This window comes from Burkholderia sp. MSMB2157WGS (assembly GCF_001532755.1).
In the GTDB taxonomy this organism is placed as follows: Bacteria; Pseudomonadota; Gammaproteobacteria; order Burkholderiales; family Burkholderiaceae; genus Burkholderia.
In genome coordinates this window covers 709,710-728,002 of the sequence record NZ_LPJG01000030.1, presented here as the reverse complement: position 1 = coordinate 728,002, position 18,293 = coordinate 709,710, and the positions used below count along the sequence as shown (strand labels likewise).

Annotated in this window: 14 protein-coding genes; 6 read left to right on the top strand and 8 right to left on the bottom strand. The window is 69.0% G+C overall.

What is annotated here, in order from left to right; all coding sequences use genetic code 11:
• Window positions 1-610: 610 nt before the first annotated feature.
• Complete coding sequence (locus WT53_RS21770) at window positions 611-2,125, top strand: acetyl-CoA hydrolase/transferase family protein (RefSeq protein ID WP_059822621.1); 1,515 nt, start codon at window positions 611-613, stop codon at window positions 2,123-2,125.
• Between the two features lie 30 nt (window positions 2,126-2,155).
• On the opposite strand, the gene WT53_RS21765 is transcribed toward WT53_RS21770, so the two are convergent.
• Window positions 2,156-3,637 carry a DHA2 family efflux MFS transporter permease subunit gene (locus tag WT53_RS21765; protein ID WP_373557145.1) on the bottom strand — a complete coding sequence of 494 codons (1,482 nt, stop codon included), beginning with the start codon at window positions 3,635-3,637 and terminating at the stop codon, window positions 2,156-2,158.
• Window positions 3,638-3,820: 183 nt separating this feature from the next.
• Here WT53_RS21765 and WT53_RS21760 point away from each other — a divergent pair, with 183 nt between their 5' ends.
• The 3 genes from WT53_RS21760 (at window position 3,821) to WT53_RS21750 (ending at window position 5,882) form a co-directional block, all read left to right on the top strand.
• Entirely contained in the window at window positions 3,821-4,261 is a 441-nt protein-coding gene (locus WT53_RS21760) for a MarR family winged helix-turn-helix transcriptional regulator (RefSeq protein ID WP_034205037.1), read from the top strand.
• A 74-nt stretch (window positions 4,262-4,335) separates the two neighbouring features.
• Window positions 4,336-5,388 carry a tetratricopeptide repeat protein gene (locus WT53_RS34375; protein WP_306453936.1) on the top strand — a complete coding sequence of 351 codons (1,053 nt, stop codon included), beginning with the start codon at window positions 4,336-4,338 and terminating at the stop codon, window positions 5,386-5,388.
• 68 nt (window positions 5,389-5,456) lie between these two features.
• Window positions 5,457-5,882 carry a helix-turn-helix domain-containing protein gene (locus tag WT53_RS21750; RefSeq protein WP_060261406.1) on the top strand — a complete coding sequence of 142 codons (426 nt, stop codon included), beginning with the start codon at window positions 5,457-5,459 and terminating at the stop codon, window positions 5,880-5,882.
• A 149-nt stretch (window positions 5,883-6,031) separates the two neighbouring features.
• On the opposite strand, the gene WT53_RS21745 is transcribed toward WT53_RS21750, so the two are convergent.
• Window positions 6,032-6,913, bottom strand: coding sequence for a helix-hairpin-helix domain-containing protein (locus WT53_RS21745; RefSeq protein ID WP_059783810.1), 882 nt, complete (start codon window positions 6,911-6,913; stop codon window positions 6,032-6,034).
• A 181-nt stretch (window positions 6,914-7,094) separates the two neighbouring features.
• Window positions 7,095-8,630, bottom strand: a complete 1,536-nt coding sequence (locus WT53_RS21740; RefSeq protein ID WP_060261404.1) for a sigma-70 family RNA polymerase sigma factor — start codon at window positions 8,628-8,630, stop codon at window positions 7,095-7,097.
• Between the two features lie 297 nt (window positions 8,631-8,927).
• Between WT53_RS21740 and WT53_RS21735 the strand changes: the two genes are divergently transcribed.
• Both WT53_RS21735 and WT53_RS21730 read left to right on the top strand, forming a co-directional pair.
• Window positions 8,928-9,350 (top strand): hypothetical protein, encoded by a 423-nt coding sequence (locus WT53_RS21735; RefSeq protein ID WP_034205033.1) that lies wholly within the window; start codon window positions 8,928-8,930, stop codon window positions 9,348-9,350.
• Between the two features lie 33 nt (window positions 9,351-9,383).
• Window positions 9,384-10,292, top strand: coding sequence for an SH3 domain-containing protein (locus tag WT53_RS21730; protein ID WP_060261401.1), 909 nt, complete (start codon window positions 9,384-9,386; stop codon window positions 10,290-10,292).
• A 126-nt stretch (window positions 10,293-10,418) separates the two neighbouring features.
• Here WT53_RS21730 and ilvD read toward each other — a convergent pair whose 3' ends face one another.
• From ilvD to WT53_RS21705, 5 genes are all read right to left on the bottom strand, one after another.
• A complete protein-coding gene (gene ilvD / locus WT53_RS21725; protein ID WP_060261398.1) occupies window positions 10,419-12,278 on the bottom strand; it encodes a dihydroxy-acid dehydratase in 1,860 nt (619 codons plus the stop codon).
• 357 nt (window positions 12,279-12,635) lie between these two features.
• Entirely contained in the window at window positions 12,636-13,682 is a 1,047-nt protein-coding gene (locus WT53_RS21720; RefSeq protein WP_060261395.1) for an Ldh family oxidoreductase, read from the bottom strand.
• Window positions 13,675-15,267 (bottom strand): aldehyde dehydrogenase (NADP(+)), encoded by a 1,593-nt coding sequence (locus tag WT53_RS21715; RefSeq protein WP_060261391.1) that lies wholly within the window; start codon window positions 15,265-15,267, stop codon window positions 13,675-13,677. The genes WT53_RS21720 and WT53_RS21715 overlap by 8 nt, the downstream gene beginning before the upstream one ends.
• Before the next feature lie 72 nt (window positions 15,268-15,339).
• The gene (locus WT53_RS21710; protein WP_060261387.1) at window positions 15,340-16,965 is read right to left on the bottom strand and encodes an APC family permease; all 1,626 of its coding nucleotides are present in this window, start codon (window positions 16,963-16,965) and stop codon (window positions 15,340-15,342) included.
• 225 nt (window positions 16,966-17,190) lie between these two features.
• Window positions 17,191-18,111: a dihydrodipicolinate synthase family protein gene (locus WT53_RS21705; RefSeq protein WP_034205027.1), complete on the bottom strand. Its 921-nt coding sequence runs from the start codon at window positions 18,109-18,111 to the stop codon at window positions 17,191-17,193.
• Window positions 18,112-18,293: the final 182 nt, after the last annotated feature.

The window sequence follows — 18,293 nt, the reverse complement described above, 5'->3', positions numbered from 1 at the left end:
TCAATGTCCTGACATACGGGAGTGTTACCGCGTCTTGACGGCATCGGCCGGGCCAAAAACGCATGGGTGAACGGGGCGGCCATCCGGTCGGCGAACCCGTCTTCCAGTGTGGTTCGCCTCACGCGGCTGTCAAGGCCGGACGGGCCTCGCAGGCGGATCTGGCCGGTTTTTCGCGCCGTGTGGCCGGCGTCGCGCAGCGCATGCGACCTTGATCTCCGTCAGGTCCGGAAAAGCCGCATCGGGCGACAATCGGCCGCGCCGGACGGGTATCGGCGATTACCGAGCCGGAGGCCGTCAATGTCGGCGAAATCGCATCGATTGATGCGCGACGGTCGATGGATCGCGAATCCATGATTCGCCCGATGCTTTCGCGCGCCTTTCGCATGCATTCGGCGGGAGGCGGGTCGCCTGTCACAGAACGCTCGTTCGATACCCGGCAAATCCGGCAAGGATCTTTTGCATCCAGCGGACATTTCGCGGCGATGGCCTCTGCGATACTCCGACCGTGCCCGTGGTGCCGGGCCGCCCCTCGCGGCCCCAAGGGCTTCGCGTCGCTCAGGAGACACCCCCCGCGACGTCAACGACAGACCAAAGCGTCAGATAACCAGCCATGTCTTCATCACGCATCCTCGCTCCCGCCCTGCGTTCGCTCGTCCGCACCGCCGACGAAGCCGCCGCGCTGATCCGCCCCGGCATGACCGTCGCCATGAGCGGCTTCACCGGGTCGGGCTATCCGAAGGCCGTGCCGGCCGCGCTTGCCGCCCACATCGACGCGGCGCACGCGCGCGGCGAGGACTTCCGGATCAACGTGCTGACGGGCGCGTCGACCGCACCGGAACTCGACGGGGCGCTCGCCCGCACGAACGGCATTTCGATGCGACTGCCGTATCAGTCCGACCCGACGTTGCGCGACAAGATCAACGGCGGCGAAGTCGATTACCAGGACGTCCACCTGAGCCACGTCGCGCAATACGCATGGTTCGGGCTGTACGGCGATCTCGACGTCGCGATCGTCGAAGTCGCGGGCATTCGCGAGGACGGCCTGCTGATTCCGTCCGCGTCGATCGGCAACAACAAGACGTGGCTCGAGCGCGCGAAGCACGTGATCCTCGAGGTCAATTCGCGCCAGCCGCTCGGCCTCGACGGGATGCACGACATCTACTACGGCACCGCGCTGCCGCCGCACCGCAAGCCGATTCCGCTCACGAAGAGCGACGACCGGATCGGCGAGCCGTACCTGCGCTGCCCGGCCGACAAGATCGTCGCGATCGTCGAGACCGACGCGCCCGATCGCAGCAATGCGTTCACCGCGCCCGATGCGACGTCCAAGCAGATCGCGCTGCAGCTGATCGACTTCCTGCGCCACGAAGTGAAGCGCGGCCGTCTACCGGAAAACCTGCTGCCGCTGCAGTCGGGCGTCGGCAACATCACGAACGCGGTGCTCGCGGAACTGAGCTCGGCCGGCTTCTCGAACCTGACCGCGTACACGGAAGTGATCCAGGACGGCATGCTCGACCTGCTCGACGACGGCACGCTGAGCTTCGCATCGGCCACCGCGCTGTCGCTGAGCCCGGCCGCCGTGCAGCGCTTCGCCGACGAAATCGCGACGTTCCGCGAGAAGATCGTGCTGCGCCCGCAGGAGATCAGCAACCATCCGGAACTCGTGCGCCGGCTCGGCTGCATCGCGATGAACGGGATGATCGAGGCCGACATCTACGGCAACGTGAACTCGACGCACGTGATGGGCACGAAGATCCAGAACGGCATCGGCGGCTCGGGCGACTTCGCGCGCAACGGCTACCTGTCGTGCTTCATGTCGGCCAGCACCGCGAAGGGCGGGGCGATCTCGCGGATCGTGCCGATGGCGAGCCACGTCGACCATACCGAGCACGACGTCGCGGTCGTCGTCACCGAGCAGGGGCTGGCCGACCTGCGCGGCCTGTCGCCGAAGCAGCGCGCGCGCAAGATCATCGCGAGCTGCGCGCACCCGGACTACCGGCCGATGCTCGAGGACTACTTCGAGCGCGCGTCGCGCGACAGCTTCGGCAAGCACACGCCGCATCTGCTCGCCGAGGCGCTGTCGTGGCACGAGCGCTACGTGCGAACCGGGACGATGAAGGCCTGACGCGGCCCCGGACGGGCGCATGCGCGCTCGTCAATCCATCGCCGCATGCGCGACGTCGACGCTCGCCGCCTTCTGCGGCGGGCGGATCAGCAGCAATAGCGGGATCATCAGCAGCGTCGCGACGAACATCAGTTTGAAATCGTTCAGGTACGCGATCATCGTCGCCTGCTGGTTGATCGTGCGGTCGAGCAGTGCGATGTCGACGCGGCTGCCGGCGATCGCCTGCACGGCCGGGTCGAACGGCGTGACGTGGGCCGCGAGATCGGCATGCGCGACCTGCGTATTGCGCGTCATCAGCGTCTGCACGATCGAGATGCCGATACTGCTGCCGATGTTGCGCATCAGGCTGTAGGTGGCCGTGCCGTCGGCGCGCAGGTCGGGCGGCAACGTCGAGAACGACAGCGCGCTCAGCGGCACGAACACGAGCCCGAGACCGAAGCCCTGGATCACGCCGGGCCACACGATGTCCGCTTCGGACAGCACGACCGTGTACTGCATCATCTGCCACAGCGCGAGCGCGGAAATCGACAGCCCCGCGAGCAGCAGCATCCGCGCATCCACGTATTTCAGCAGCCGCCCGACGAACAGCATCGCGATCATCGTGCCGGCGCCGCTCGGCGCGGTGACGAGGCCCGTCGTCGCGACCGGGTAGCCCATCAGGTTCTGCAGCATCGGCGGCAGCAGCGCGCGCGTCGCATACAGCACCGCGCCGACCACGAAGATGAACAGCGTGCCCGTTGCGAAATTCGGGTCGCGCAGCAGTTCCGACTTGAAGAACGACGCCTTGCCGACGCTCGCCGTATGCGCGAGGAAGAACGCGAAGCCGAGCGCCGCGACGAGCGCCTCGATGCGGATCTCGTACGAACCGAACCAGTCGAGCTGTTCGCCGCGGTCGAGCATCGCCTGGAACGCGCCGATCGCGAGCGCGAGCGTCGCGAAGCCGAACGCGTCGAATTTCACGTGCGGGCGCGGCGCGCGCGCCGGCAGGAAGGTCATTACGCCGGCGAGCGCGAATGCGCCGATCGGCACGTTGATGAAGAACACCCAGCGCCAGTTGTAGCTGTCGGTGAGCCAGCCGCCGAGCGTCGGGCCGAGGATCGGGCCGACCATCACGCCCATCCCCCAGATCGCCATCGCCTGGCCCTGCTTCTCGCGCGGGTTGATGTCGAGCAGGATCGATTGCGACAGCGGCACCAGCGCGGCGCCGAACACGCCTTGCAGCAGCCGCGCGCCGACGATCTGCACGAGCGTCTCCGACAGCCCGCACAGCGCCGACGCAACCGTGAAGCCGGCGATCGACACGATCAGCAGCCGCTTTACGCTCAGCCGGTCGGACAGCCAGCCGGTGAGCGGCGTCGCGATCGCTGCGGCGACGATGTAGGAGGTCAGCACCCACGTGATTTCGTCCTGCGACGCGGACAGCGTGCCCTGCATGTGGGGCAGCGCGACGTTCGCGATCGTGCTGTCGAGGGTCTGGATCAGCGTGGCGAGCATGATCGACAAGGTCAGCATCGGCCGGTTCAGGGCGGGCGAAGCGGGGACGTCGGCGGCGGGGTTCAAGCGGGTGTCTCCGTGGGGCGGTCGCCGTGGGCGGCGATCCGGTATGGCGCAAATTATAAGCATACTCATTATATAGCTGCTTATTGCCGAGTCGCCAGCCTCGGGTCGGTTTCGGCTTGACCCTATAATCGCCGCATGGACAAGACCTACGAGAACCGGATCGGTTACCTGATCGCCGACGTGGCTCGCCTGAACGGGCGCCTGTTCGATCGGCGCGCGAAGCGCATCGGGCTGACGCGGGCGCAAAGCCGCGTGCTCGCGTACCTGACGTGGAAGGGCGAGATGAACCAGGCGCGGCTCGCCGAATGGCTCGAGATCACGCCGATCTCGCTCACGCGGCTGCTCGACCGGATGGAAAGCTATGGGTGGATCGAGCGCGTCGCGAACGACGACGACCGCCGCGCGTTCGTGATCCGGCTGACCGACAAGTCGCGCGAGATCTTTCCGCAGATGCTGGAGGTGGGCGACACCGTCGCCGACGACGGGCTGCGCGGCTTCACGCCCGACGAGCGCGAGACGCTGGTGCGGCTGCTCGGGCGCGTGCGCCGCAACCTGATCGACTGCGGCGGCGAGTGACGCGGGTGCGCGGTCGGGCGTACCGGTTGCAACTACAAAAAAGAGAACACTGAGAGATGACCGAGGCACGACGAATGGGCCGGAAAGCCCGCATTGCGATCCTCATCGCGCTCGCGCTGGTATTGATCGTCGGGGGCGGCACCGCCTGGCTCGGGCACGACGATGCGCCCGGGGCGTTCGACGCGGCGATGGCGAAGGCGAAGCGCGGCGATCTGGACGGCGAATTCAGCGTCGCGCTGATGTACGAGCACGGCGACGGCGTCGAACGGAATCCCGCCGAAGCCGCGAAATGGTACCGGCGGGCCGCCGATCAGGGCGACGCGGCGTCGCAGAACAATCTCGGCACGCTGTACGAAACCGGCATCGGCGTCGAGCAAAGCCGTGCGGAGGCCGTGAGCTGGTATCGACGCGCGGCCGCGCAGGGCAATGGGGATGCGTTGTGCAATCTCGGCCGCGCATACGAGGACGGCGAAGGCGCGCCGCAGGATAGCGCGGAAGCGGTGCGGCTCTACCGGCGCGCGGCCGAACAGGGCCTGCCGAGAGGGCAGCTGTATCTGGGGCTGATGTACGACGCCGGGACCGGCGTGCCGCAGGATGCCGCGGAAGCCGCCAAATGGTATCGGCGCGCGGCCGATCAGGGCGAGCCGCAAGCACAGAACGCCCTCGGTTACCTGTACGACAGCGGGCGCGGCGTGACGCAGAGCGACACCGAGGCATTCAAGTGGTACCGACTCGCCGCGGAACAGGGTGACGCGAACGCGCAGAACAATCTCGGCCTGATGTACGAAAACGGGCAGGGCGTGCGCAAGGACGACGCCGAAGCGGCGAGATGGTATCGGCTCGCTGCGGCCCAAGGGGCCGCGACCTCGCTGTTCCGGCTGGGCGTGCAGTACTACGCTGGCAGCGGTGTCGCATCCGATCCGATCGCCGCGAATGCGTTGTTGAGGCTGGCGGCCGCCGCAGGCGAGACGCGCGCGCAACAGTACCTCGATCAGGGCGCGAAGCTCACCGCGCCGGCCGATATCGAGAAAGCCGCCAGGCTGAGGGCCGCGATGAGCCGGCCGGGCAACCTGCTCGACGCGCTCGATCGCCACGAGGAAACGGCGCAGCGCGGCGACGGCGGCTGATTCCACCGGGCTTGTCTTCGTGAAGTCGAGCGACTATCTTGCAACTTCAAGTTCACTTGAGGTCAAGCATGAGCCGACTGGACATCGCGGACGTGGCGCGGCGCTCGGGATTGCCCGCGTCGACGCTGCGTTACTACGAGGAAAAGGGGCTGATCGTGCCGATCGGCCGGCACGGGCTGCGGCGGCAATACGACGCGTCGGTGCTGGAGCGCCTGGCGTTGATCGCGCTCAGCCGGGAGGCCGGTTTCTCGCTCGACGACATGCTCGCGATGGTCGGCGGCGACGGTCGGCCCGCGATCGATCGCGCGAAGCTCGATGGCAAGGCCGACGAGCTCGACCGCACGATCCGCCGTCTCGGCGCGGTGCGCGATGCGCTGCGGCATGCGGCCGTGTGCCCGGCGGCGAACCATCTCGAGTGCCCGTCGTTCCAGAAGCTGTTGCGCATTGCCGCGCATCGTCGTCCGGCACGCCGCGCGAAGGCGGAAAGCGCGTAGGCGGCGAGCCTGCGCGAGGGCGAGCGTAGCGGTAGCGATTCGACGGGAGGGTGGTGACGTGGCGACGTAACGGGTTCGACATGCCCGAATCGTCAAGAGGGACGCCGCTCGAGCCGCCCTCGACGTCGGCAAAACCGTCGACGCATGACTCATCCCGCGTAATACACGCGGCATTCCATCTCGCGCCCGCGCACGATCCGCTTGCCGACGAGCGCGCCGTACGTTTCGGTGAAGACGGTGCGCTGGTGCTCGCACTGCACGGCGTCGTAGAAGTAGAGCGAGACCCAGTCGGTCGGGCGCCCGGCTTCCGGCGTGCGCATCGCGGCATGCTGGCTCAGCACCGTGAAGTGCCAGCCGCCCTTGGTCATGTGCATCACGGGCGGCGGCACGTAACCGTCCGCGTTCAGGCGCCGGTGCGTGAGCCTCGGCAGCACGCCGGCGGCCGCCTTGTTGCGGTATTGGCGGTCGATGTAAAGCAGCAGTTCGACGGGCGGTTCCGTGCCGGGATCGGCGTTCTGCATGTGACCTTGCCAGCGCCGGCGGCGACTCAGCACGTCGTCGAGTGCGGCGCGGATGCCGGCCGCTCGGCGCGGGCCGACGCCCGCGATCGTTTCGAGCTGGCCGTTGCGGGCCGCGCGTTCGAGCTCTTCCAGCGTGTCGATGTGCAGTGCGTCATGAATGCGCAGCGCGAGCGCGTGGCCGATGCCCGGCACCGCGTCGAAGGCCGATGCGCGTTCCGCATCGCCGCGCAAGCGATCGAGCTGGCGCCAGCGTCCCGTCACCAGCAGCTCGGCGATCGCCTGCGCGACGCCCGCGCCGATGTCGGGCAGCGCGCCGAGCGCCTCGACGCCGCCGGTTTCGAACACGCCGCGGATGTCGCGCTCGAGCGCGTCGACGGTATCGGCCGCCGCGCGGTACGCGGCGACCCGGTACGGGTTCGCGCCCTGGTCGACGAGCCACTGCGCGGCCTCGCGCAGGCAGGCCGCGATGGACCGGTTTTCCTCGTACGTCTGGCTAACGGTCGACTGCATGGCGAGGGGCCCGGAAAGCACAAACGGAATGGACGCGGCGAGCGACGCGCCGGTCGGCTGTCAACCATTGTGGCGACGCGCAACGAAGAAAGTTTGATGCGCGTCAATGACAAACGTAGCACAGGCGCGCAGCGCACGGTCGTGCCGGAACGCGGCACGATCGGCGCTGCGCTCGATGCGGTCAAGCGTCGAGAAACGACTGCGCGTTCTCGGCCTCGGCGGCCGTACGCAGCGCGGCGAGCGCCCGTTTCTCGATCTGCCGCACGCGCTCCCGCGACATCCCCGCGTCCTGCGCGATCGCGTCGTAGGTGTCGGGCTCGGCGCCGCCGAGGCCGAACCGCCGGCGCAGCACGTCGGCCTCGGTCGGCGTGACCGACCGCAGCAGCGACCGCACGCAGTCGCGCATGCGCGTGTCGGCCAGTTGCTCGAACGGGCTGGCCGAGGCCTGATCCTCGATCAATTCGACGAGGCCGGTGTCCGCGTCGGGCAGCGGCGTGTCGAGCGAGACCGGCTCGGCGGGCAGCGCGAGCACCGCGCGCAGCTTGTCTTCGTCGATGCCGGTTTCGGCCGCGAGCTCGGCCGGCGTAGCCCGCCGGCCCGTGCGCTGGCGAAAGCGCAGCGCATGCCGCTGTACGCGCTGGTACTGATCGCCGACGTGCACCGGCACGCGAATCGTGCGCGAGCGATCCGCGACCGCGCGCGCGATCGCCTGGCGAATCCACCACGTCGCATAGGTCGAGAACTTGAATCCGCGCCGGTATTCGAATTTCTCGATCGCGCGCATCAGGCCGAGACAGCCGTCCTGCACGAGGTCGGACAGGTCGACGCCGCGGTTCAGGTACTTGCGCGCGATCGACAGCACGAGCCGCAGGTTCGCCTCGAGCATCGCACGCGTCGCGTCGCGCACCTTCTGCTGGCCGTCGCTCAGTGCGGCTGCGAGCGCGCGCCGGGCGACTGCGTCGAAGCACGCCGCGTCGGCCGCCGACGGATCGTGAGGGGCGGCCGCGAGCGCGCGGACCGCACGGCTCGCGTCGTCGACAGCCGGCGCGACCCACGGGAGCGAACCGAGAAGGGCGGCCACGTGGTTGCGCGCGTCGCGGTATTCGGCCGAACGGCTGCCATGCGCATGCAATGCGCCGCGCAGTGCCGACACTGCTGCGTGCACCGCATCGTAGCGGGCGGGCGCGGATGCACCGGCGTCGTCGTCATCGGGCGAGCCGGTCGAGCCGGCGCTGCCCGTCGCGCGATGACGCTCGAGCAGCGCGTCGACCGCGGGCGGATAGCCGGCAATCGCGTGCAGTACTTGATGGCGGCCCGTTTCGATCTCGCGGGCGAGGACGATTTCGCCTTCGCGCGTGAGCAGCGGCACCGCGTGCATGCGCCGCATGTAGAGCGCGAGCGGATCGGTCGACGCGCTCGTGCCGCGCGCGAGGTCGCCGAGCATGGCCCGGCCTTCGTCGAGCGCGTCGCGATCGACTTCGACCGGCGCCGCGCCGGCGAACGGCGCAGGCACGGCCGGCTCGTCGAATACCGCGATGCCGATGTCGGCAAGCGCGGCGCGCACGACGTCGAGCGCGTCGGGGCTGTCGCTTTCGGGCGGCAGCGCGTCGACGAGGTCGGCGTGCGTCAGATAACCTTGCTCGCCGGCGAGCGCCAGCAACTGAATGATCGGATCGAGCGGTGTGTCCGCCCGGGAAGTGGGGCGTGGCGTAGTCATGTCGATGGCGGCGCGAGCCGCGTTCCTGTCTGGGCGGGCCGAAGCTCGCCGGTTTGCGGGGGCCGGTGGATCGCGGACGCCCGTCCGCGCCGGTCAGCCCGACATCGTTCAAGTTGAGGGCATTTGCGCCAACTTCAACGTCGGCGCCGCCGACGGCCCAGCACGCGGCGTGCCTGCTTCGCCGGTCAGGGCAGGAAACAAAAAGTAACCGATCATACGCGCGGAAATCTGCAGGGGACGTAAGCTAGAGTCAGGCGCGCGCCCGGCGGCGGCGCGCGGATTCTGCCGGAGTACGAGATGAACCCCATTTCCGCCGCGAGGCCCGCCGCCGTCGCGCTGGCCGCACTGGCGCTTGGCGGCTGCTACTACACGAGCCCGTACGGTTATGCACCTTATTACGCGCCGGTGCCTGCCGCGGTGACGCAGCGCGACACGCCAGTCGCAACGGCCGCACCGGCGCCGGCCCCGTCGACCGTGCCGCAGGCGCAGGTCGACGCCGACACGGCGGTGCCGGTGTATGTCGCCCCGGCCTATGTGCCGCCACCGTATCCGTATTACTACCCGGCGTACTACTCCGGCTGGTACGGGCCGCCCGTGACGATCGGCTTCTGGGGCCGCTGGGGCGGCGGATACTGGGGCGGGCGAGGCGGGTACTGGCATCGTCCGTGGGGCGGCGGTCATTGGGGTGGCGGTCACTGGGGCGGCGGCCATCGCCACTGACCGGCGCGCGTCGGCGCGACGCGGGAGAGCATCATGAGGAACACGATCGTCCGAAGTCTGTGCGTCGTCCTGGCCGGCCTCGCGGCCGCACCGGGCGTCGCCGACGCGCAGAGCAGCGCTTACACGAATTCGCCGGCCGAGTTGTATGCCGGGCCTGCGCCCGATTATCCGGTGGTCGCGCAGATTCCGCCCGGCACCGCGCTGGACGTATTCGGTTGCCTGAGCGACTACACGTGGTGCGACGTCGCATTGCCGGGCGTGCGCGGCTGGATCGATGCGCAGTTGCTCGACTATCCCTACCAGGGCAGCTACGTGCCGTTGCTCGAATATGGCGCGATCATCGGCGTGCCGGTGACCGGGTTCGCGATCGGCGCGTACTGGGATCGCTATTACCGGCACCGCCCGTGGTATCCCGACCGCGATCGCTGGGCGCATCGTCCGGAGCCGAGGCTCGGCCCCGGCGGCGTGCCGCCGGCGCAAGGGCGTCCGCAACCGGGCGTGCCGATGCAGGTCGCGCCGGGCGGCCCGCCGCCCGTGCACGACACGCGGCCGTCGGCGACGCGCGGCGGCTGGAACGGCGCGAACCGCGTGCCGGCGCCGGCGGCACCGGCACCGACGCCGATGCCGGGTGGGGTGGGTAATGCGCGTCCGGCCAGCCCGCCGGCGCAGACGCCGATGCCGGGTGGGATGGGTAATGCGCGTCCGGCCAGCCCGTCGGCGCCGACGCCGATGCCGGGTGGGGCGGGTAATACGCGTCCGGCCAGCCCGCCGCCGGCGGTGCTGCGCCCGCCGCCTGCACCGGGCGGAGAGGGTCGCGCGATGCCGCCGCCGGTACGCCAGGGAGGCGGGGGCGGCGGTTATGCACGGCCGCAAGGCGGCGGAAACGGTGGCGGCAACCACGGCGGCGGCGGGGGTGGCGGCCCCGACGAACTCCGTCACTGACGGGGCCGCACCGCGGGTGCTCCGGGCGCCGGACGAAAAAAAGCCGCTCCGAAGAGCGGCTTTTGGATCGGGCAAGCGCGGCGAGGTAAGGTGCTACCGGTCGCCGGTCGCCGGTCGCTCGCGGCATCAGTCGTCGAGCAGCGACAGATCGCGCACGGCGCCCTTGTCGGCCGACATGACGAGCTTCGCGTACGCCTTCAGCGCCGCGGACACCTTGCGCGGGCGCGGCTGCGCGGGCTTCCAGCCCTTCGCGTTCTGTTCTTCGCGGCGGCGCGCCAGCTCCTCGTCCGACACCAGCACGTCGATCGTGCGATTCGGAATGTCGATGCGGATCCGGTCGCCGTCGCGCACGAGGCCGATCGCGCCACCCGCTGCCGCTTCCGGCGAGCAATGGCCGATCGACAGACCCGACGTGCCGCCCGAGAACCGGCCGTCCGTCAGCAGCGCGCACACCTTGCCGAGCCCCTTCGACTTGATGTAGCTGGTCGGGTAGAGCATTTCCTGCATGCCCGGGCCGCCCTTCGGGCCTTCGTAGCGCACGATCACCACGTCGCCGGCCTTGACCTTGTCGTTCAGAATGTTCTCGACCGCTTCGTCCTGCGATTCGGTCACGTGCGCCGAGCCTTCGAACACGAGGATGCTCTCGTCGACGCCGGCCGTCTTCACCACGCAGCCGTCGAGCGCGATGTTGCCCGTCAGCACGGCAAGGCCGCCTTCCTTCGAGAATGCGTGCTCGTACGAGCGGATGCAGCCTTCGGCGCGATCGAGGTCGAGGCTCGGCCAGCGCGTGTCCTGGCTGAACGCGACCTGCGTCGGGATGCCGGCCGGGCCGGCCAGGTAGAACGTACGCACGGCTTCGTCCTGCGTGCGGACGATGTCCCACTGGTCGAGCGCATCCTTCAGCGTCGGCGCGTGCACGGTCGGCACGTCGGTGTGCAGCTTGCCGGCGCGGTCGAGTTCGCCGAGGATCGCCATGATGCCGCCTGCGCGGTGCACGTCCTCGATGTGGTACTTGTTCGTGTTCGGCGCGACCTTGCACAGCTGCGGCACGCTGCGCGACAGGCGATCGATGTCCTTCATCGTGAAGTCGATGCCGGCTTCCTGCGCGATCGCCAGCAGGTGCAGGATCGTGTTGGTCGAACCGCCCATCGCGATGTCGAGCGTCATCGCGTTCTCGAACGCCTTGAAGCCGACCGAGCGCGGCAGCACGCGTTCGTCGTCCTGCTCGTAGTGCTGGCGCGTCAGTTCGACGATGCGGCGGCCGGCGCGCTTGAACAGTTGTTCGCGATCGGCGTGCGTGGCGACCACCGTGCCGTTGCCGGGCAGCGACAGGCCGAGCGCTTCGGTCAGGCAGTTCATCGAGTTCGCGGTGAACATGCCCGAGCACGAACCGCAGGTCGGGCACGCCGAGCGTTCGACTTCGGCGACGTCGGCATCCGAATACGACTGGTCGGCCGCGATCACCATCGCGTCGACGAGGTCGAGCTTCTTCAGTTCGACGGTCTTGGTGACCGGGTTCGCGAGACGCGTCTTGCCGGCTTCCATCGGGCCGCCCGACACGAAGATCACCGGAATGTTCAGGCGCATCGCGGCCATCAGCATCCCCGGCGTGATCTTGTCGCAGTTCGAGATGCACACCATCGCGTCCGCGCAGTGCGCGTTCACCATGTATTCGACCGAGTCGGCGATGATGTCGCGGCTCGGCAGCGAATACAGCATGCCGTCATGGCCCATCGCGATGCCGTCGTCGACCGCGATCGTGTTGAATTCCTTCGCGACGCCGCCCGCGGCTTCGATCTCGCGCGCGACGAGCTGGCCGAGATCCTTCAGGTGCACGTGCCCGGGCACGAACTGGGTGAACGAGTTGACGACCGCGATGATCGGCTTCGAGAAATCGTCGTCTTTCATGCCGGTGGCGCGCCACAGCGAGCGCGCACCTGCCATGTTGCGGCCGGCGGTAGAGGTTTTGGAACGGTATGTGGGCATGGTGATGGCTGAAGAAATATCGCGGAAAAGGGTGGAGGCACGGGAATAAAGGCCTCTCGCGCGCCCGTGCGAACAACCTCTTGAGCTGCGCCCTGGGCAAACTCGACGATTATCCCACAGCCGCCGGGCCGGCGGCGCCGGCGGGCGCGGGCGAGCGGGGCGGGGCTGGGCGCCGGGGGCGGCTGAATGCACGAAGGCCACGAAGGCCACGAAGGCCACCAAGCCTCCCAAGCCCACCAAGCCCACCAAGCCCACCAAGCACGACGCCCGATGCAAACCATTGCCGGCGCAACCGGGCGGCGGCTTCATCGCCCGTCCCGCCGACGATGCAGCCGCACCGTGCCGCTCGATCGCGCATCAGTCGAGCAGCGTCAGGATCTCGTCGTACAGCGCCTTCGGAATCCGCACGCCGTTCGCGATGCTGCGCGCACGGGCGTCGAAGCGCCGTTGCGACGGCAGCCGCGCGCCCTGCGCGACGATCGATTCGAACATCCGCTCGGCGCGCGCGAGCCCCGCTTCGAGATCGTCGCCGAGAAACACCTTCGGATCGAACGCGATCACGAGTTCGCCGTGGCAGGGCGTCGCGCCGACGCCTTCGTCGAAGTCCATCGATTCCCGGCTCGTCATGTCGCCGATCAGCGCGCCGCCGAGCAGTTCGACCATCGCCGCCAGCGCCGAGCCCTTGTGGCCGCCGAACGTGCGCATCGCGCCTTGCAGCGCGGCCTTCGGGTCGGTAGTCGGCTGGCCGTCCGCGTCGATCGCCCAGTGCGACGGAATCGCCTTGCCCTGTTTCGCGTGCAGTTCGATGTCGCCGCGCGCGATCGCGCTCGTCGCGAAATCGAACACGAACGGCTCGCCGAAGGGCTCGCCGAATGGCTCGCCGCCCGGGCGCGGCCACGCGAACGCGATCGGGTTGGTGCCGAATACGGGCTCGCGGCCGCCTTCCGGCGCGACCCAGCTATGGCTCGGGTTCATCGCGATGCCGACCAGCCCTTCGGCGGCGATCGCCTCGACCTCGGGCCACAGCGCGGAGAAGTGATAGCAGTGGTTGATCGCCATCGCGGCGATGCCGTGCTGCTTCGCCATCTCGACGAGCACCGGCAGCCCGGTCTCGAAGCTCAGCAGCGAGAAGCCGCGATTCGCGTCGACCGCGACGATCGACGACGACAGCCGGCGCAGCGTCGGCACGGCCTGCGGATCGACCTTGCCCTTCTTCAGCGAGCGCACGCACACGAGCAGCCGGTACACGCCGTGCGAGTGGCACTCGTCGCGCTGGCCCTGCGCGATCACGTTGGCGATGGCCCGTGCATGCGCGTCGGACATCCCGTTGTGCGTCAGCACGCGCAGCGCGAGCGCGTGGACTTCATCGAGCGACAGGACGACTTCGGCGGTGCGCTCAGACATGGTTCACCTCGCGCGGGGCGGGCACGCCGTCGATGCGTTGCGGCACGTGCAGCGGATTGCTGCTGCGGATCGCGTCGGGCAGCAGCGCGTCCGGCACGTCCTGGTACGACACGGGGCGCAGGAAGCGCTCGATCGCGCGTGCGCCGACCGACGTCGTACGCGTGTCGGACGTCGCCGGGAACGGGCCGCCGTGCACCATCGCGTGGCCGACCTCGACACCTGTGCCGAAACCGTTGACGAGGATGCGACCGGCCTTGCGTTCGAGCGTCGGGCGCAACGCGGCGAACAGCGCCGCGTCGCCGTCGGCGAGATGCGCGGCGATCGTCAACTGGCCTTCGAGCGATTTCAGCACGCGATGCAGCGTGTCGGCGTCCGGGCAGCGCACGATCAGCGACGCAGGGTCGAACACTTCGTCGCGCAATTCGCGATGCGCGACGAATGCGTCGGCGGACGTCGCGAACAGCGCCGCGCGGGCCTGGTGACGGCCGCCTTCCGCGCCTTCGGCGAGCAGCTCGACCGCATCGTGAGCGCGCAGCGCCGCGACGCCTTGCGCATAGCTCGCGTGGATGTGGGGTGTCAGCATCGTTTGTGCGGCTGCCGCGCGCAGCGCATCGGCCGCCGCGGCTTCGAATGCGCGCAGCGCGGCGCCGTCGATCGCGAGTACGAGGCTCGGGTTCGTGCAGAACTGGCCGGCGCCGAGCGTGAGCGACGCGACGAACTGCGGTGCGATGGTGTCGTGACGGGCCTCGAGCGCGGCGGGACACAGCACCACCGGATTGATCGAGCTCATTTCCGCGTAGACGGGGATCGGCTCGGCTCGCGCGGCCGCGATATGCATCAGCGCCACGCCGCCGCGGCGCGAGCCGGTGAAGCCGACGGCCTGGATGCGCGGATCGGCGACCAGCGCCTGGCCGATCTCGCGCGACGCGTCGAACAGCAGCGAGAACACGCCGGCCGGCATCCCGCATTCGCGCGCGGCCTGCTGGATCGCGCGGCCTACGAGCTCCGACGTGCCCGGATGCGCGGAATGCGCCTTGACGATCACCGGGCAGCCGGCCGCCAGCGCCGACGCCGTGTCGCCGCCGGCCACCGAGAACGCGAGCGGGAAGTTCGACGCGCCGAATACGGCCACGGGCCCGACCGCGACGTTGCGCAGGCGCAGGTCGACGCGCGGCAGCGGCTTGCGCTCCGGGCGCGCCGGGTCGATGCGTGCGTCGAGAAATCCACCGTCGCGCACGAGCGACGCGAACAGCGCGAGCTGGCCGACCGTGCGGCCGCGTTCGCCTTCGATGCGCGCGCGCGGCAATCCCGTTTCGACGACGCAGCGCTCGATCAGGTCGTCGCCGAGCGCCATGATGTGGCGGCCGATCGCGTCGAGGAACGCGGCGCGCGCGTCGAGCGACGTTTCGCGATACGTGTCGAACGCATCGTCGGCGAGCGCGCACGCCGTTTCCAGGTCGTGCAGGCTCGCGCCGCCGAACGCCGGTTCGAGCGGTTCGCCGGTGGCGGCGGCGAGCGCGTGGAAGGAGCCGTTCTGTCCGGCGACGGCCGATGGGCCGATCAGGAGCTGACCTGTGAGTTGCATGGTTTTCCTCGGGAAAAAGCGGGGCCGGGCGTGCTGCGCCCGGCCGATGGAAGGGGAAAGGGCGCGGGCGCGTCAGTCCTCGTCGTCGTCGAGTTGCAGCTTGTCGGCGCGCACGCCGGTGCGAGCGCCCCAGTAGTAGATGACGAGCGCGACGGCCGCGACGACGGCCGTGTCGTACGGATGCGCGAGCCGGCCCGTGCCGCCGAAGCCGCCGAGATACGACAGCACGATCATCGCCGCATAGAACGCGATCAGCCACGCGGACGAGCGCACCTGCTCGGCGAGGCTCAGGTGCGCGGTCGGCACCCAGCGGCGGCACGCGAGATAAATCGCGAACATCGCGATCTGCAGGCCGAGCAGCCAGGACACCGTGCTCCAGCCGGACCAGTAGACGATCAGCGCGGCGATCACGAACGACGCGGGGCCGGTGATGCCGAACGCGCTGGCGCGGAACGGCCGCGGCAGGTCGGGCGCGGTGCGGCGCAGCGCGGCGACCGACACGGGCGCGACCGCATAGCTGAGCACCAGCGCGGCCGACACGATGTTGATCAGCGCTTCCCACGACGGGAACGGCAGCGTCCAGAAGATCGCGAGCCCGAACGTGAGCCACAGGCCCGCGCGCGGGATGCCCGACGCTTCGTCGACGCGCGTGAACACCTTGAAGAACGTGCCGGTCTTCGCCCAGCCGTAGACGACGCGCGGCGTCGCGTTCATGTAGATGTTGCCGCAGCCGCTCGGCGAGATCATCGCGTCGGCGACGACCATCACCGCGAGCCAGCCGACGCCGAGCGCGAGGGCGATGTCGCGGTACGGCAGCGAGAATGCCTTGCTCACGTCGTGCCAGCCGGCGGCGAGCATCGCCGTCGGGATGCTGCCGATGAACGCGAGTTGCAGCAGCACGTAGATCAGCGTCGACAGCAGGATCGACAGGATCAGCGCGATCGGGATCGTGCGCTGCGGATTGCGCACCTCGCTCGCGACCGACACGATCGGCGTGAGCCCGAGATACGCGAAGATGATGCCGCCGGCCGACACGGCCATCTCGATGCCCGGCATGCCGAACGGCGCGAAGCCGTGCACGGTCAGGTTCGCGGGCTTGAAGAACGCGAACAGCACCGCGATCACCGACAGCGGCACGATGAACTTGAAGAGGCTGATGATGTTGTTCGCCTTCGCGAACGTTTTCACGCTCGAATAGTTCAGGTAAAAGAAGAAGCACAGCAGCGCAGCCTGCACGAGCCAGCCGAGCGTGGTCGGGTCGCTCGACCCGACGGCCGTCAGGCCCGGAAACCACGCGGCCGCGTACTGGCGTGCGGCGACGACTTCGATCGCGATCAGGCTCGAGAAGGCGATCAGCGTGATGAAGCCCATCAGGTAGCCGAGCAGCGGGCCGTGCGAGAACACCGGGTAGCGCACCACGCCGCCGGCGCGCGGCAGCGCGGCGCCGAGTTCGCAGTAGACGATGCCGAGCAGCAGCACCGCGAAGCCGCCGAGCAGCCACGAGAAGATGCCGGCCGGCCCCGCGATCGTCGACACGTGACTCGCGGCGAACAGCCACCCCGAGCCGAAAATGGCGCCGAGACCGATGAACGTGAGATCGGTCAGCGACAACTGTTTCTTGAACTTGCCGTGACCCGCGCCGGGATGCGCGGAACGGGAAAGCGGGACGGACGGATGGGCATTGCCTTGGCCTGGCATGAGCGTGTCTCCTGGGAATGTCGGTGCAGGCGCGCGTGGCGCGCGCTCCGACGGAGCAGCGCACACGCCTGCCGGCCGGCGTCGCCCGGTTCGAACGACCGGGGCGGGCCGCGGCCCGTTCACGCGCGGCGCGGGCGGGCGCCGGGGCGTGCGGACCCGCGGGCCATGCCGGACCGCGGACGGCGACGCACCGGGCAAACCCGCGCGCCGCCGCAGAGGCGTCGATCAGAGACCGACGTCGGGCAGCGCAGGGCGCGTGTCGAGCGCCTTCGCGACGATGGCCTTCACTTCCGCGAGCGTATCGCCTTGCAGCGCGAGGCGCGGCGGACGCGTGACCGCGCTGCCGCGGCCGACCAGTTCCTCGCACAGCTTGATGCACTGCACGAGATCCGGGCGCGCGTCGAGGTGCAGCAGCGGCATGAACCAGCGATACAGCGCGAGCGCTTCGTCGAAGCGCTTTTGCTTCGCGAGGCGGAACAGCGTCTCGCCTTCCTTCGGGAACGCATTCGACATGCCCGACACCCAGCCTTCGGCGCCGACCGCGATGCTCTCGACCACGACGTCGTCGAGGCCCGCGAACAGCACGAAGCGATCGCCGACCGCATTGCGCAGGTCGATGAAGCGGCGCGTATCGCCCGACGAATCCTTGAAGCAGACGATGTTCTCGCAATCCTGCAGCGCGATCAGCACGTCGGGCGTGACGTCGTTCTTGTAGATCGGCGGGTTGTTGTAGACCATCACCGGCAGGTCGGTGCTCGTCGCGACCGCCCGGAAGTGCGCGGCGGTTTCGTGCGGCTTCGCCGAGTACACGAGCGCGGGCATCACCATCACGCCGTCGACGCCGACGCGCTGCGCTTCGCGCACCGTGTTGCGCGCGAATTCGGTCGTGAATTCGGCGATGCCGGCGATCACCGGAATCTTGCCGCCGGCCGCGTCGCGTGCGGCTTCGATGACCTGGAGCTTCTCGCTCGTCGACAGCGACGTGTTCTCGCCGACCGTGCCGCAGACCACGAGGCCCGACACGCCGTCGTTCACCAGGTTCTTGACCACGCGGTGCGTGGCGTCGATGTCGAGGGAAAAGTCCGGCTTGAACTGGGTGCTGACGGCCGGGAAAACCCCGGTCCACTGAATGGCTTTGCGGCTCACTGAAATCTCCTACGTTCGTATCGGTCGGCCGACGGTGTGTCGGTGTGGCAACCAGTATCGCCGCGCAAACGCCCATCACGCTTGAGTCGTATCGCGGAGCAAAATGACGAAATCGGCACAGCGGCCGGCGAGGGCGCGAAGGGCGTTTCGCACTATGCCGATTTCGTCGTCGTCCTCATCGA

Coding starts and splice junctions, on each gene's coding strand:
- WT53_RS21770 (WP_059822621.1), top strand. CDS start 611: ATGTCTTCATCACGCATCCTCGCTCCCGCCCTGCGTTCGCTCGTCCGC.
- WT53_RS21765 (WP_373557145.1), bottom strand. CDS start 3,637: ATGCTGACCTTGTCGATCATGCTCGCCACGCTGATCCAGACCCTCGAC.
- WT53_RS21760 (WP_034205037.1), top strand. CDS start 3,821: ATGGACAAGACCTACGAGAACCGGATCGGTTACCTGATCGCCGACGTG.
- WT53_RS34375 (WP_306453936.1), top strand. CDS start 4,336: ATGGGCCGGAAAGCCCGCATTGCGATCCTCATCGCGCTCGCGCTGGTA.
- WT53_RS21750 (WP_060261406.1), top strand. CDS start 5,457: ATGAGCCGACTGGACATCGCGGACGTGGCGCGGCGCTCGGGATTGCCC.
- WT53_RS21745 (WP_059783810.1), bottom strand. CDS start 6,913: ATGCAGTCGACCGTTAGCCAGACGTACGAGGAAAACCGGTCCATCGCG.
- WT53_RS21740 (WP_060261404.1), bottom strand. CDS start 8,630: ATGACTACGCCACGCCCCACTTCCCGGGCGGACACACCGCTCGATCCG.
- WT53_RS21735 (WP_034205033.1), top strand. CDS start 8,928: ATGAACCCCATTTCCGCCGCGAGGCCCGCCGCCGTCGCGCTGGCCGCA.
- WT53_RS21730 (WP_060261401.1), top strand. CDS start 9,384: ATGAGGAACACGATCGTCCGAAGTCTGTGCGTCGTCCTGGCCGGCCTC.
- ilvD (WP_060261398.1), bottom strand. CDS start 12,278: ATGCCCACATACCGTTCCAAAACCTCTACCGCCGGCCGCAACATGGCA.
- WT53_RS21720 (WP_060261395.1), bottom strand. CDS start 13,682: ATGTCTGAGCGCACCGCCGAAGTCGTCCTGTCGCTCGATGAAGTCCAC.
- WT53_RS21715 (WP_060261391.1), bottom strand. CDS start 15,267: ATGCAACTCACAGGTCAGCTCCTGATCGGCCCATCGGCCGTCGCCGGA.
- WT53_RS21710 (WP_060261387.1), bottom strand. CDS start 16,965: ATGCCAGGCCAAGGCAATGCCCATCCGTCCGTCCCGCTTTCCCGTTCC.